Origin of the sequence: Niastella yeongjuensis (assembly GCF_900110245.1) — a bacterium.
In the GTDB taxonomy this organism is placed as follows: Bacteria; Bacteroidota; Bacteroidia; order Chitinophagales; family Chitinophagaceae; genus Niastella; species Niastella yeongjuensis.
The window spans coordinates 263713-279400 of the sequence record NZ_FOCZ01000007.1; the positions used below are offsets into that span (position 1 = coordinate 263713).

The window sequence follows — 15688 nt, forward strand, 5'->3', positions numbered from 1 at the left end:
TAACCAGTTGACCAGTTAACCAGTTTACGAGTTAACTGGTCAACTGGTTAACTCGTAAACTGATCAACGCTCATCTATTTCCCGCGATATCAGTCCTGAATTTCTCAATACATTTTCTATCCTGCAGGGTAACAAAACAGGTTCTGCCGTCTTTACCGCCAAAGGTGATATTACTTACATCTTTACCCTTCAGTTCTACCTCCTGTATTTGCCGGCCATCGGCGTTGAAGATGGCGATGGTACCTTTGCCATAGCGGGAGATGTATAAGTTGCCTTTGTTGTCGCACTTCATACCATCCATACCGAAATCAGAAAAGGTGGTAAAAGTTTTTTCACCGGTGATATCGCCTTTACTATCCAGTTGATAAGCTATTACTTTGCGTTGAATACTTTCATTTACGTACAGCGTTTTTTCATCGGGGCTCAGGCAAATTCCGTTGGCTGTACCCACGTTTTCTTTCAGCAATACGGCTTTTTTATCAGTGCCTATTTTCCAGATCTGTCCGTTTTGTTTTTGCCAGTTGGGGTCAGAAGCATAAACCACTCCTTTTTTGCTGATGCAAAGATCATTCGGCTGGTTAAAGCGGTCTTCATGACAATAAACGCTTACTGCTTTGGTGGCAGGATCCACTTCCAGAATATTGTGTTCAACAAAATCGGCTACCAGCATGTGTCCGTCTGCTGTAAAACGAATGCTGTTGCCAACGCTTTTACCGGGCAGGGTTAAAAACAATTCAACTTTGCCATCGGGTTGAACCAGTCCAATAGTGCCGTCCTGTTGGTAATTCACCACAAACAAACGGGCGTCTTTGTCAACTGCCGGTCCTTCACAATTCTTGGTAAATAAATTCTCTGCGGTATGGTCATACGCCCGGAACAGCGATTTGTCAAACTCCTTTTGGGGACTGTGTTTTCTATGACAGGCAATAGTCATTACAATAGCAGCACTCGTTATAATTAGTTTATTCTTCATTTTATAAGTTTCGTGTTGGTTGCCGGTTACCAGTTTCCGGTTACCGGGTCTTGAACGCTCAGATCGCCGTCAATTAGTCGAACATTACGAATTGGGGCCTGGAAACCGGTACCCGGCGACTGGTAACCTGTTCTACCCTAATCTTACGCGTGGGTCCACAACAGCATACAGCACATCCGCTAAGACATTAACCAGTATAAAAAAGAAAGAGGTGATGAGTACCGAACCCATTACTACGGGGAAATCGAGTTTCTCCAGGGCGTCTACGGTTACTTTTCCTATCCCCTTCCAGCCAAAAATATATTCAACAAAAAAAGCGCCCGCCAGCAGTTCGGCAAACCAGCCGGTAATGGCTGTGATCACAGGGTTAAGGGCATTGCGCAGGGCATGTTTCCATATTACCACGCGTTTGGGCAATCCTTTGGCATAGGCGGTACGGATATAATCCTGGTTCAACACATCGAGCATGGCGCTTCGGGTGAGCTGGGTAATAATGGCCAGCGGCCGGATACCCAGCGTCAATGCGGGCAACCACAGATTTTGTAACGACCAGAATGGTTTGCCCGTAAATTCATCTATATTGCGCCAGCTGCCCGTCATGTGCAGACCGGTATACTGACTCCATACAAAGCCAAACAAATAAGCAATTACAATACCCATAAAAAATGAAGGGGCTGAAATGCCCAGTACACTGGTAAAAATGGCGGATGTATCCAGCCAGGTATCTTTCTTCGTGGCCGCCAGTACGCCCAGCGGTATGCCCAGGGCAACGGCAATACACATGGCGGCAATGGCCAGCAACAGCGTGCCGGGCAACGCTTCCATCAATACTTCGCCTACATTTTTCTTGGTTTGGTAAGAACGGCGCAGGTAGGGCACTTTGATGGCGAGGTTATAACCGGCGCCACCAATAAAAATGCCTTTCAGCTGTTTTTTCTCTATTTCACTATCGGTATGAATGGCGAGTGGAGAAATATCATTCAGGAACAGTACAAACTGTTTCCATTTGGGTTGATCGAGGTACAATTCACGCCGAATATTTTCCTGGGTAGCCGCATCTGCCCGCTGCCCCATTATCAGCCGCGATGGATCGGCAAAGCCCTGGAATAATAAAAATACCAGTACGATTACTCCCAGCATCACCAGGATGCCATAGAGAAGTCGTTTGGTAAAGTATTTTATCATTAAAGTTTAAAGTTTTAAGTTCAAGGTTTAAAGTTGAAAGTTCAAAGTTGAAAGTTCAAAGTTGAAAGTTTTAAGTTCAAAGTTTAAAGTTCGTAGGTTCTTAAGTTAGCTTTCGCCTTTCAACTTTAAACTTAAAACTTTCAACTCTCTGCCCTCTGCCCTTTGCCTTCTGCCCTTTGCCTATTCCCCATTGCCTTTCAAATTACTAACTACCAACAACGCCTGCTCCAGATCCGCATAGCTCCATTTATTTAAGATAGTTCCTTTTTTGATCAAAAACAAAGCAGGGTTGGTACGGGCAGCAGTTTTAATGGCGGTGGCGTCACAACGCAACGGCATAAACGCATAAAACACATCGGGCGGATTTTGCCGCAGGGTTTCCATGGGCACATTGGTGACCATATAACCTTTTATGTGTTTTTTATCGGCAATCCGCATGATCATATCCAGTTTGCCAGGCCATTCGCCGGTGGTGGAATAACCATTTTTCAGGAACAGGTACAACTGGTATTCATCTGTATTCAGCAATGCCTGGGTGGTATCGGTGCCCGCAAAAGTCTGCAGCGTGAAATCTTTTATGGCCGGTGAGGCATTGCCCTTACGCACTACTTTATCGTACCGCTTTACAAATTTGTAAGTGGCATCGTCGTAATCGGCGGGGAAATTATCTGCGGTGAACTCCACCTGTTTACCTGCTTTCTCATATACAAAGCTGATCACGGTACTATCGGGGATGGAACCGGGCGGCGCCTGCATTTTTTCGGGAATGTTATTGCCTATTTTGTAAGGCAGGCAATCCTTTACGGGCAGGTGTATCAGCACATACCATTGAAAAGCAAAAGAAAAAATAACAGTGAAGAAAAGCGCGGCCAGACTGAAGGTTTTGTTTAAAGCCGGTTTTATTTTGTTTTGCTGCCAGAAGATAAAGGCAATCAATACCAGCAACAGCAGGTCTTTTAGGAACGACTGATCGGCAGTTAAGGGAATACAATCGCCAAAACAACCGCATTCGCGTATTTTACCACTGAACAGGGCATACCCGGTAAGGAAGGTGAAGAAAATGATCAGCAGCAATAACAGCCAGCTGAACAGTTTCATTTGCCAGCCTACCAGCACGGCCACGCCGGCAATGATCTCAAACGCGATCATGGCTACCGAGAAGGTCAGTGTATAATTGTCGAGAAAACTCCAGCCCCATACTTCAAAAAACTCCTGCATTTTATAGCTCAGGCCGAGGGGGTCATTGGCTTTCACAAGTCCGGAAAAAATAAACAGAACGCCTACGATGATACGGGTTATAGTCAGTAATATTTTCATATTATGTTATATATGATCCAGGGTGATTCATTAGTCAAATGCAATCGGCTGAAAGGGCAGAAGGCAGCGGGCAGAAGGCAGAAAGAAAAGCCGCGACGCGGCCGGGTTGTCTTCGCTGCCGCGAAGAAGTGTATTTATCTCTGCCTTCTGCCTTCTGCCCTTTGTCTTACCTTTATCCATCAAAAGTAATGAACAAACCATAAATGTATACGCTGAATTGTAAAGGCCGTTTATTGGTAATAGATAAGCCCCTGGTAATGGGCATTATCAATACCACCCCCGATTCTTTTTATGAAGGAAGCCGTTTTATGGGCGAAAGCGGGGTGCTAAAGCAGGCGGAAGAAATGCTAAAGGCCGGTGCCGACATCCTGGACATTGGCGGACAAAGCACACGCCCCAACAGTATCACCGTTTCGGCCGGGGAAGAGCTGCAGCGGGTTACAGGCGCTATTGAATCGCTGCATTACAATTTTCCCGAAGCGGTAATTTCCATAGATACCTATTATGCCCGGGTAGCCGCTGAAGCGGTGGCCGCGGGAGCATCCATCGTCAACGATGTTAGTGCCGGACTGGTTGATCCTGCCATTATTACTACTACGGGTTCGCTGCGTGTTCCTTACATCTGCACCCATATAAAAGGAACACCGGCCACCATGCAACAACACGCAACATACGACAATGTTACCCGGGAGGTGCTGGATTTCTTTATTCAAAAAACGGCTGAGTGCCATAAAGCGGGCATTACCGACGTGATCATTGACCCCGGTTTTGGTTTTGCCAAAACACCTGCCCATAATTTTGTGCTGCTGAAAGACCTGGCCCTGTTGAAAATGCTTGATAAACCCATCCTGGTTGGGGTGTCGCGCAAATCATCGGTGTATAAAACCCTGGGCATAACTGCCGCAGAGGCGTTGAACGGCACCACAGTGCTAAATACCGTCGGGTTGCTGAACGGTGCGCATATTTTGCGGGTGCATGATGTAAAAGAAGCAAAGGAAGCGATAACGCTTGTTAGCCGTTTGTAGTTCTTCAAAATAAAAAAGGTATGCTGCCATTGCTGGAGCATACCTGTATATTATTTGAAGCGTGAAGGAGTGTTATACTGCAACCACCAACTACAAACCACTAACAATTAGTGTGAATGTTGCTGAGGCTGAGGTTGTCCCTGAGGCGGCATAGGCATCATAGGCGCTTGTTTGGGCGCGCTGTCGCTTACGTTAGCCACTTCAATGTCAAATACCAGGCTTTCGTATGGTTTTCCGCCAGGGCCGGGTTGTGCACCATAAGCCATGAAGAACGGAATGTACAATGTACCTTTTCCACCTTTTTTGAAATATTTCAAACCTTCGTCCCAACCAGGAATAACGGCATGGGTTCCTACCTGTACATCGAAAGCAGGTTTGCCGGGTTCCATATTGGTTTCAAAAGTTTTCATGGTAGGGAATACTTTACCAGTATAACGGATAGAGCAAAACTTACCAGAATCAACCTGGGCGCCGCTACCTTGTTCTTTAACTTCAACAAAAGTACCCTCTGGGCCTTTTTGATATTTGATGTTATTTTTAGTCAGGTAGTCTTCGATCTCTTTTACAGCAGGGCCTTTCAGGCTTTCCATTTTTGTTTTCTGACGCTCTTGGGCCACTTGCATTTCTGCCATCTGGTCTTTTTGGGCAACGCTGTCAGCATTGAACACTTCTACCACTCTGAAAGATAAAACCAGTTTATCTTTTGGTTTAATGAACTCAGGCAGCATGCCTTGTTTTTTAGCAAGGGTATCAGCCTCGCGGATCACCACGGCGCTGTCGCCTTTGTGCAGCATGGTGAAAATTTCCTGTGGATCGTAAGTAGGGCCTACGCTGTCAACCTTTGCATAAAAAGGCATTTGCTCGTATGAGTTGGCCAGAACAGAATCTCTTAATTTATGTACAAACTGAATTTTTATAATATCACCTCTTTTCACCAGTGGGCCGCTGCCATTGGGGATGATCTTATAAAGCAAACCGCTTTTTGTTTTTTTGAACCCGCTGTTTTTACAGGCCGTTGTTGACAACAACAGTGCTGAAAGGGCACTTAATAAAATCGTTGTTTTTTTCATTTGAATATTTGTAATAAAGTTTTATTGTAACTGCAAAGCGTTTTCTTTCATGGCTTCCAGAAAGCGTTGAACGGTTCCATCGAGCGAATCACTGCTGCGGCCACCGGCTGCATTGAAATGACCGCCGCCTTCAAAATAGTTACGGGCAAAGGTATTTACGTCGAAATCGCCTTTGCTGCGGAAGCTCCATTTGCGTTCTTCATCGCGGTCGATAACCAGGGCAGCCAGTTTAATGCCCTGAATGCTCAGGGGCCAGTTCACCAGTCCTTCGGTATCGCCGGTTTTGATCTCAAACCGCAACAGATCTTTTTTGGGAATAGAGATCAGGGCGGTGTTGTATTCATAGAACAGGTCCATCCGGTGCAGCAGGATGTGCCCGATAAACCGGAGCCTGTTTTCGAGGAAGTTATCGTAAATATTTTCATGCACCAGGGTGTGCTGCAGCCCGCGGTCTTTCAGGTCGGCCACCATGCGGTGCACAGAGGCGCTGGCTGAAGGAAAGCGGAACGAACCGGTATCGGTCATAACACCGGCATAGAGGCAGTCGGCGATGGCCGGGGTGATACGGTCGCCGTATCCGCCGCCCACGATAAAATCATACACCATTTCACAGGTGCTGCTTTTAGCGGTATCGCTGATACCCCAGGTAAAAAGGGGTACTTCAGGTTGCTGGTGATGGTCAATTAAAATACGGTCATAAGCGCCCTGACGCAGGGTATTTGCCATATGCTTGGTACGAACCAGCACATTAAAATCGAGGCAAAAAACCCATTGCGCCTGTTGTAAGGCGGCCTCACCCCTGTCGCGTTGCAGTTCATAATCTATCACTTTTGCCGATCCGGGCATCCAGTCGAGCCATTTGGCCCAGTTGGTAGGGGAAACTACGGTAACTGAGTGACCGAGGGCGGTAAGAAAATGATACATGGCCAGGGAACTGCCCATGGCGTCCGCATCAGGCTTCTGATGCGTGGTAATCACCACATTACGTGGGGTTGTTAAATGGGGATATATGTCTTGTATAGGTTTCATGAAACGGTGGCAAAGTTGCAGAAATAAAGCTCAATGACCAAAACAGTTCTTAGTTTTAAGTTCTATGTTGTAAGTTTTTATAATTTGAACGCCCTGCGGCCTTTAAAGCCTCGTTGCCGCGCAGCCGTGTATTGGCTTACTGCTTACAGCTTGTAGCTTGAAGCTGTATTTTCCTTACTTTTGCGGCCAAAATAGAAAGATTAGTATGAGTAACCGCACGTTTACTATGATTAAACCCGATGCCATGAAGAATGGACATGCCGGAGCGATATTAGACCGGATCATCAAGGAAGGGTTCCGCGTTGTATCGTTGAAATTGACCAAATTAAGCAAGGAAAAAGCCGGTGAGTTCTATGCTGTGCATAAAGAGCGTCCTTTTTATGGCGAACTGGTTGATTTTATGAGCAGCGGTGTTATCATTGCCGCCATTTTGGAAAAAGACAATGCCGTTAACGCATTTCGTACCCTGATCGGTGCTACCAACCCAGCCCAGGCCGAAGCAGGTACCATCCGCAAACTGTTTGCTACCTCTATCGGCGAAAACGCCGTTCATGGCAGCGACAGCGATGAAAATGCCGCTATCGAAGGCAGTTTCTTCTTCAGCGGACTGGAGCAGTTCTAATTAACGCTTTAGGTTTAATTGTAACCTATCGTTTTATAAGATAACGAAGAAAGAGGTATGAAGCAGGAAGTAAGAACTTCCCTAATTTCATACCTCTTCTTTTTTATTTTGAGTTTCTTATTTCTTATGTCCCACCTCCTACCTCTTTCCTCTTACCTCCTAGTTCACCTCCTCAAATAATCAATTGCTTCAATTCAATCAAAGTGATTCCGTATTCTTACTATTCCCGATATTCTTCATCGGCGTTACCTTAAACCCTTTCTTCCTCAACAGATTGATCACCCCCTGTTCGCCGGGTAAATGCCCTGCTCCCACTGCAAACAACAAACAGTTCTCCTTCATCAATGCCGGCATCTGGTCAACCCAGTGACGGTTACGGCTGTACAACAACAGGTCCATATAATCGGCTTCCATACCCGGGTCGCTTTTGTTCGAAAGGGAATCCAGCTCTTCCAGGTTTTGCTCGCGGTAAGCTTTTACCATTTCCAGGGTGGCTGCTTTGTAGGTGTCTATGCTGTCGATATACGTTACCAGGTCTTTTGCCTGTTTTTCATAAGGGATGCTGTCGAAAATTGAAGCCTGGAATTCGGTTGTTTCCAATCCCTTTATTTCCTTGTTGTATTGCTTGCCTTCCTGCATGATCAGTTCTTCCATGCCATTCTTTTGGGAAAGAAACGATCCACCCTCCTGGCCGGAACACTCCATCATTTTTTCACCTATAAGGCTGGAGATGAAAAACGGTTTTACCCGGTTGAACATACTTAACGGCAGCGAATTTTGTTTGAAATAAGCTTCTACTTTGGCATACTCCGCCGGGGTAAGCAATTCAGACAATTTAGTGCCGTTGTTCATCCGGATGTATTTCAGGGCGCCCAGCGTTTCGCCTAAATTGTCCATATCGAGCTCAAAATAGATCTGATCGCAATTCCTGATCACGTATTTCAGGCTATCGCTCACCGTGGCATCTTCGGCACACAAAACGTGCATGGTGCCAAACAGGTACGAGGGCCGTTTGAGCCCATTACCCGTTATTTTCCATAACAGTGTGTTATCTAGGTGATTATACCCGCTTTTCGACACCGGGGCGGTTGCTTTTTTGCCGTTATTGGCGTTTTGCTGTCCCAATCCCGTCATGGCCAGCGCCACATAAAAAAATAACATACTTACTTTTTTCGATAACATAGTGCTTGCTTTTATCCTGCCTGTTGAATAGGGTGCTTTTTTTTATTATACTTGCGGTGCGTAGTTTTTAATGCCGGTTAACTGCACATTTTTACTTCACAACAAAGCTAAACCGGCTTGGTGATATGTGCGAATAAATTTACAAAACAGGGGCCTGGGAATACAAAATTGAATTTTTACAACTAACTGCATGAAACGATTTGTTTGTAGCTTATTGTCATTGGTATTCATAAGTCTGTGCACAGCGCAAACTACCCTGCCTGAACCGGGAGAATTTACAGAGGCTGAAAAAGCGATCACCGAATGCCCGTTCGATAAAGAAGCCGACGCCGTGGTGATCTTCGACGAGGCTTCTGCCGACACCGACGAACAGCATAAACTCATTTATATCAGGCGTACCCGGTTAAAGATCCTGAAACCAAAAGGTAACCGCTATGCCAATATTTCCATCCCCTATTACAGCAGAGAAGAAATAGAATATATAAGCGATATAGAAGCCTATACCTGCAATCCCGGTACAGATCCCGAAGTAAAAAGAGTGCCTTCGTCTGCCATCTTCCGCCAAAAATTAAATGACTACTGGTCTGTAGTAAAAATTGCCCTGCCCAATGTTCAACCTGGTACTATAATAGAATACAAATACATTACCACCGCCAAAAGTTACCGCATCAAAGACTGGAATTTCCAGCGTGAGCTACCCGTAATGCACAGCCATTTTTCGCTGGCGGTAATGCCCAACTACGCCTTTTCTTACCGGGTATTCAAAAGCGAGCGCCTGCCCATCGAGATCAAAAAAAGAGAAAGAGAAGGCCGGATCTATTTTGAAATGAACAATATTGCCGGTTTACGGGAGGAACCGTTTATGGATGCGGAAAAGGATTACCTGCAACATGTGGAATTTCAGATGTCGGGTTACCAGGGCACCTTCGGCGGCACTACCCGGTACATGACCACCTGGGATGAAGTGACCCGCGAATTAATGACGGACGCTTCGTTTGGGGTACAACTGAATAAAAATATTCCGTTGGGACCGGAATGGCTCAGCAGCGTGAAGGCAATAACGCCTGCGTTTGAACGCATGTCGGCCGTTTACAATTTTGTATATAAGAACATCAACTGGAATGGCACCCGCAGTATTACGGCTGTGGACGGGGTAAAGGAAACCTGGGATAAAAAACAGGGCAGCAGCGGCGATGTTAACCTATTGCTGATAAACCTGCTGAAAGAAGCAGAACTGGAAGTATATCCCCTGCTGGTGAGCGAACGTGGCCATGGCAAGGTAGACCCCGAAACGCCGTTTATTGACCAGTTCAGTAAAACTATGGCCTGTGTACTGATAGCCGGAAATAAATATGTACTGGATGCCACAGGCCCTTATACCCCACCTTTCATGATCCCCTTTTCTGTCATCAATACAAAAGCATTCCTGGTTGCCAAAAAGAAAAGTGCCATCATCACCCTTACGGAAACTAAAAAAAAGGACCGGAACCTGGTGCTTATTCAGGCCCGCATTGACGACAATGGCGCCATGACCGGTAAAGCTATTATTCAAAGCGATGAATATGCCCGCCTTACCCGTATGCGGGCCTGGCAAAACGATAAAGACCGCTTCAAGGAAAATTATTACACCACGTATGAAGCCGGACTGAAAGTAGATAGTTTGGAAATGCATAATCTGGAGAACGATTCCCTGTCGCTGGAACAACAATTCAATTTCTCCCTGCCACCAACAGTCAGCGGCGATTATAAACTCATTAACCTGAATCTGTTCAGCGGTATTGCCAAAAATCCGTTCATCTCCGATATCAGGTTTACCAATATCGATTTCGGCTGTTTGCAATCGCATTGTGTAACGGAATCTATAGAACTGCCGCCCTCCCTGAAAATAGAAACGCTGCCTAAAAATCTCCGGATGATCATGCCCGACACCAGCATTACCTTTAGCCGGTTGATGGATGTGAAGGACAATGAACTTCGGGTGAAATACGAGATCAGCACTACCCGCAGCGTGTTTGCCGCCGATGAATATGAATATGTAAAGGACTTTTATAAAAGAATGGCGGGCATAATGAATGAACAGATCGTTTTGAGGAAGCCATAATAAATGTGACAATGAAGACGTGTATATCCATAATAGCAATCATTTTTGCCGCCATAACCCTGCAGGCGCAAGTTTCGCAATACGCCCTGTTGTCGATACCCGAAACCATTAAAAAAGATGCCGGCATCGTAAAACGGTTAGAGGAGATCACCTTCGAGGTAACCGATATCGACCGGTCGTTCATGAGCGTGCACCAGGTGATAACTGTTATGAATGAAAAAGGCAAAAGTGCCCTGCATTTTGCCGAGTATACTGATAAATTTCACATCCTTGAAGATGCAGAGGTAAAGGTATTTGATGCAAACGGCCGGCAAACAAACCGGTTCAGGCAAAAAGACATGATCACCAGGGCCGGGTACAGTGACAACCTGATAGACGATAACAAGATCACCTACATTGAATTCTCTTCAACCTCGTACCCTGTTACCTTTGAAGTGACATACAGCATTCGGTTCAGGGGGAACATATTCTATCCAACCTTCAACATCCAGGGTGCTAATGAAAGCGTGGAGTCATCGGTGTTTACTGCTAAAGTGCCCAAAGACCTTGACCTGCGGTATAAGGAGAAAAACACCACTTTAAAACCGGAAACCGGTGAAGACGGCAATTACAAATGGTACCGCTGGTCGGTAAAAAACCTGCCTGCCGTAAAATACGAAGCCGGTTCGGTTAGTCCTTACCCGTATGTGATGCTGGCGCCCAACCGGTTTAAGTTCGATGCCTTTGAAGGCGACCTCAGTACCTGGAAAGGTTTCGGCATGTGGTGCGCCAATCTATGGAAAGGGCTCGATAAATTACCTGCCGACCGGGTTGCTTTTTTTAATGACCTGGTTAAAGACGCGCCAGATAACTACGAAAAAATAAGAAGACTGTATTCGTATCTGCAAAAGAATTTCAGGTATGTGAGCATTCAGCTGGGTATTGGTGGATTTCGTCCTTTTTCAGCCGACTTTACCGACAAGAAAAAGTATGGCGATTGTAAAGCCCTGAGCAATTGTATGAAGGCCATGCTTACTGCCGTAGGCATTAAAAGTTACAGTGCAGTTATCAATGCCGGCAACAATGCCATGGCCATGGACCCCGACTTCCCGGTCCAACTCAGCAACCACGTTGTTCTTTGCGTACCCATGGAAAAAGACTCGGTATGGCTGGAATGCACCAGCAATATCACCGATTTTAATGTATTGGGCGCCTTTACCGAAAACCGGAATGCGCTGTTGATCACAGAAAATGGCGGTGTTCTGGTACCCACCCCCGAAAGCAAATGTTCGGAGAATGTGTTTAAGGTGCATACGGTCATTGACCTGCAAACCGATGGATCGGGTAAAACCAATACCACTTTTACCTCCACCGGAGAGTTTAAAATACAGATGAAGTATTATTTAGAGGAGAAGAAAGACGATCAGAAAGAATTTATCGTGAACAGCCTGAACTTCAAACAACCCGATGAGTTTACCTTAAAGCAGGTTGATGGATCAGCGGCGTTTACCACCCACCTCGATATGTTGTACGAGAAAGTGCCTGAGTTCAATGCGGGTAATAAACTGTTCATCAGCCCCCGTATTTACCGGTTCTGGTCAAGGTCATTGCCCCAATCGGAAGAACGTAAACAGGATTATTATTTCTCCTATCCTTTTGAGCGCATCGATACCACCCTGTTCAAACTGCCGGCGGGCGCAGCTGTAGAAGCCCTGCCCAGGCCTAAGGCACTCACCAACGAATTTGCTACATATACCACTCAATACTGGTACAACGAAAGCGAAAAGGCAGTGTACTGTACGGCAGCCCTGGTATTAAAAAAGCAAAAGATCCCCGCAGCCAGTTATGCGGAAATAAAAAAATTGTTCGATGATATCCTGCTTGACGATACGCAAAGGATAGTTATTAAGAAAGAATAAAGTTCTAAGTTTAAAGTTCTAAGTTGGAAGCTCCTGACTAAAAGAACTTAAAACTTTCAACTTTAAACTTTCAACTTTAAACTTTCAACTTTGAACTTTCAACTTAGAACTTTAAACTGTTTTAGATTATATGCGAAAGGATGATCCCGGTCGCAACAGCCGCATTCAACGACTCCGCCTTTCCATGGCGCGGAATGGTAATATGGTTGCGGCAAAGCTCCAGCATGGCAGGACTAATCCCTTTTGATTCATTTCCGATAATAAGCACCCCTTCTTTTATGGGCGGCAGCTGACGCAGGTCAGTACCATTCAACACTGCGGCATAGGTAGGCAATTCAGGTTCCGCCTTTAACAGCGCAACCAGGTCGCCATAGGCTACCTGTACCCGGGTAATACTGCCCATGGTGCTTTGCACTACTTTGGGATTATAGGCATCGGCACAATCGACACTGCAAAAGATCTGGGAAATGCCAAACCAGTCGGCACAACGGATAATAGTCCCCAAATTCCCCGGGTCCTGAATGGTATCGAGCATCAGCGAAAGGGTATTTCGTGCAGGCCTGTTCGCAGTGAACACCGGTTTTTTAAAAATGCCCAATACCTGGTTGGGAGTTTGCAACAGGGATATGCGCTCCAGTTCAGCCGGGGCTATTTCCGTTACGGGGCTGGTCAGTTGCTGGCCCTGTTCTGCTATCCATTCCTTTACGGCATACAGTTGCTGCAGGGGTAAACCGGCAATTAAAAGTTCGTTAATAAGCTTCGGTCCTTCGGCAACAAATACACCTTCACTATCTCGTAGTTTTTTGTGGCTTAAACTTTGAATATATTTGACCTGAGATTTAATCAACATTGCATTCCGATTAAACTAAATATGTTGTTATTAGCCCGGCAAGTTACTGTATTTAGACTGGTTCAATGGATAGCGTACTGCGCTTTAGTGGCGGCGACGATAACTTCCTGCACAGTTCCCAGACATTTTCAACCAGGAAAACCCTTTGTTTACAAAACTACCATCAATATTCAGGGTAATGTACCCGAAAAGTTACAGCTGGAGGAACGCCTCATCAACCAGCTCGACGACAGCGTGAAAACGCAGTACATCTACTATGCCGGTGTACGCCGGGTGCTGGAGAAACCGCCTGTATTCGATACAACCAATGTGAGCCGGTCGAAATTATTTATGGCCAGCCTGCTGCATTCCCTGGGTTATTTTAATCCTGAAATAAAAGATACCTTCTTCATCGATACGGTACGCAAACAATACCGCACCCATATCACTTTTAAGGTTATACCGGGTAAGGTGCTGAAACTCGATTCAATCGGTTATGCATTCCGCGATTCCAGCCTGCAATCCCTGGCTATGCACCAACAGGATAAGTCGGTACTGAAAAAGGATGAAGCCTATACCCAGCAAAAGGTGTCGGACGAACTGGACAGGCTGCTAACCGTTTTTCGCAACAATGGCTATTACAAGATAAATAAAGAAGATGTGTATGCCGAGGTAGATACCGTGGTAGCCGCCCTGATAACTCCAACCCTTGATCCGTTTGAACAGATCCGGTTACTGGACTCGCTGCGTAAAAAAAGAGAGAACCCCACCATCAATGTAGTGTTTAAACAACACCCGGTAAAGGACAGCAGCCGGATAAAAAAGTTTTACATAGGCAAAGTGTCTGTGTACCCCGATGCCAACTATGAAGAGTTTGATTCCTCCATACACCATACGGCCAATGTAAAGGGTTATCAGTTTATTTATAACTCCCATCGTTTCAGACTGCCTTTCGTAGCCAATAATATTTACCTGAAGCCAGGGTCGCTGTATGTACAGCGCCGCTATTTCCGGACTGTAAATAATTTTACCAGTTTGGGGGCCTGGCAGAACGTAGATTTTGAAATGGTTGAGCGGAAAGACACCAGTGTGCCTACCCTCGACGCCAGACTAAAACTGTACCCAAGTCCCAAACAAAACCTGAATTTATCTCTGGAAGCGAGCCGCAACGTAAGCGACATCTTAACCAATGGCCAGTTATTTGGTATTGGGGTAAATGGCCGCCTGTTAAACAGGAATGCTTATCGCGAAGCCATTCAAACTGTGACCAGCGCGCGGTTCGGGATTGAGTTAGGGGCCGACTTTATTCAAACCCTGCAGGCCAGTCTCGCCCATACCATCAACTTCCCCAAGTTTATAACCCCCATCAGAATAAAGACCGACAGCCTCATAAACCCGCGTACGGTATTAAACCTGAATGCCTCGTATACCGACCGGCTTTTGCTGTTTCAATCGAAATCGTTCAATACCAGCTGGGGTTATGAGTGGGTAAAAGGCCGGCGCCGGGAAGACCAGGACCAGGTTGGGCAAAAATGGCGGAAGACCTGGCAGTACATCCCCTTAAATTATGAGTATACCGATGTAAAAAAGACCGACAGTTTGAAAAGACTGGAAGATCAGATCCCTTCTTATAAATACGCTTTTAATAACGGTCTTATCATCAGCCAGATCCTCAGCCTGAGTACGGGGATAGAAAAAGACAATAAACTAACTTTGTTGCGTGGCAAAATTGAGGAAAGCGGCGGTTTGTTTGGCTTTTTTAAAACCCTTGATTATGGGTCACTGGCCCGCTTTGTAAAGTTCGATGGGGAGTATAAGCATTACATCAATCAGAAACATTCCTCCTGGGCGTTCCGCCTTTTTGCCGGTTATGGGTATGTATATGGTAAAACCAAAGATGCCCTTGATCCCAATAAGATAGTGCCGGAGAATAACCTGCCGTTCTTTAAAGCATTTTTTGCCGGTGGTCCGTACAGTATGCGGGCGTGGCAGATCAGGCATTTAGGCCCCGGTTCCTCTACTTTGTATGAGAACGACACCACGAACATTGAGCGTTTCGGTAACATGCAACTGGAGTACAATACCGAATTCCGCTTTAACATCACCACTATTGCAGGTATTAAGGTGAACAGCGCCCTGTTTGTTGATATGGGGAACATCTGGAGTACAGAATATGATAACACCGGTAAAAGGGTGCCGGATGCCTCGTTTCACCTCGACCGCCTGTATAAAGACCTGGCCATTGGCGCGGGCAGCAGCTTGCGGTTCGATTTCGATTTCTTCCTCATCCGCCTCGACTGGGCCTATAAAATAAAAGACCCCGCACATGCCGAAATCAATAATGGCTGGTTCAACGATATCCGCATTTTAAACGGACAATTTCAGTTAGGATTGGGATATCCTTTTTAGTTCCAAGTTATTATGTTATTTGGTTATTATGTTATTGAGTTCTCTGTT

General features: G+C 45.8%; 12 protein-coding genes. 5 read left to right on the forward strand and 7 right to left on the reverse strand.

All coding sequences use genetic code 11. The annotated features are described in order from the left end of the window. Positions 1-70: 70 nt before the first annotated feature. From BMX95_RS20130 to BMX95_RS20140, 3 genes are all read right to left on the reverse strand, one after another. Positions 71-973 carry an SMP-30/gluconolactonase/LRE family protein gene (locus BMX95_RS20130; RefSeq protein WP_081203872.1) on the reverse strand — a complete coding sequence of 301 codons (903 nt, stop codon included), beginning with the start codon at positions 971-973 and terminating at the stop codon, positions 71-73. A gap of 132 nt (positions 974-1105) precedes the next feature. Further along, a complete protein-coding gene (locus BMX95_RS20135) occupies positions 1106-2158 on the reverse strand; it encodes an ABC transporter permease (protein ID WP_081203871.1) in 1053 nt (350 codons plus the stop codon). 180 nt (positions 2159-2338) lie between these two features. Next, on the reverse strand, positions 2339-3475 hold the full coding sequence (locus tag BMX95_RS20140) for a BT_3928 family protein (RefSeq protein WP_081203870.1): 1137 nt from the start codon (positions 3473-3475) through the stop codon (positions 2339-2341). Between the two features lie 203 nt (positions 3476-3678). Here BMX95_RS20140 and folP point away from each other — a divergent pair, with 203 nt between their 5' ends. After that, positions 3679-4500 carry a dihydropteroate synthase gene (gene folP, locus BMX95_RS20145; protein ID WP_081203869.1) on the forward strand — a complete coding sequence of 274 codons (822 nt, stop codon included), beginning with the start codon at positions 3679-3681 and terminating at the stop codon, positions 4498-4500. 107 nt (positions 4501-4607) lie between these two features. Here folP and BMX95_RS20150 read toward each other — a convergent pair whose 3' ends face one another. Then, positions 4608-5570 (reverse strand): FKBP-type peptidyl-prolyl cis-trans isomerase, encoded by a 963-nt coding sequence (locus tag BMX95_RS20150; RefSeq protein WP_081203868.1) that lies wholly within the window; start codon positions 5568-5570, stop codon positions 4608-4610. 21 nt (positions 5571-5591) lie between these two features. Beyond that, entirely contained in the window at positions 5592-6599 is a 1008-nt protein-coding gene (locus tag BMX95_RS20155) for a DHH family phosphoesterase (protein ID WP_081203867.1), read from the reverse strand. A 205-nt stretch (positions 6600-6804) separates the two neighbouring features. Here BMX95_RS20155 and BMX95_RS20160 point away from each other — a divergent pair, with 205 nt between their 5' ends. Continuing rightward, positions 6805-7221, forward strand: coding sequence for a nucleoside-diphosphate kinase (locus tag BMX95_RS20160; protein WP_014218284.1), 417 nt, complete (start codon positions 6805-6807; stop codon positions 7219-7221). 198 nt (positions 7222-7419) lie between these two features. On the opposite strand, the gene BMX95_RS20165 is transcribed toward BMX95_RS20160, so the two are convergent. Then, positions 7420-8403, reverse strand: coding sequence for a TraB/GumN family protein (locus BMX95_RS20165; protein ID WP_081203866.1), 984 nt, complete (start codon positions 8401-8403; stop codon positions 7420-7422). 190 nt (positions 8404-8593) lie between these two features. Here BMX95_RS20165 and BMX95_RS20170 point away from each other — a divergent pair, with 190 nt between their 5' ends. Together BMX95_RS20170 and BMX95_RS20175 are read left to right on the forward strand one after the other, a co-directional pair. Then, positions 8594-10504 carry a DUF3857 domain-containing protein gene (locus tag BMX95_RS20170; RefSeq protein ID WP_081203865.1) on the forward strand — a complete coding sequence of 637 codons (1911 nt, stop codon included), beginning with the start codon at positions 8594-8596 and terminating at the stop codon, positions 10502-10504. 11 nt (positions 10505-10515) lie between these two features. After that, on the forward strand, positions 10516-12402 hold the full coding sequence (locus BMX95_RS20175) for a DUF3857 domain-containing protein (RefSeq protein WP_081203864.1): 1887 nt from the start codon (positions 10516-10518) through the stop codon (positions 12400-12402). Between the two features lie 121 nt (positions 12403-12523). On the opposite strand, the gene BMX95_RS20180 is transcribed toward BMX95_RS20175, so the two are convergent. Next, positions 12524-13252, reverse strand: a complete 729-nt coding sequence (locus BMX95_RS20180) for a TrmH family RNA methyltransferase (protein WP_081203863.1) — start codon at positions 13250-13252, stop codon at positions 12524-12526. 21 nt (positions 13253-13273) lie between these two features. On the opposite strand from BMX95_RS20180, the gene BMX95_RS20185 reads away from it, so the two are divergent. Further along, positions 13274-15640, forward strand: coding sequence for a BamA/TamA family outer membrane protein (locus BMX95_RS20185; RefSeq protein ID WP_081203862.1), 2367 nt, complete (start codon positions 13274-13276; stop codon positions 15638-15640). The last annotated feature ends 48 nt before the right edge of the window (positions 15641-15688 follow it).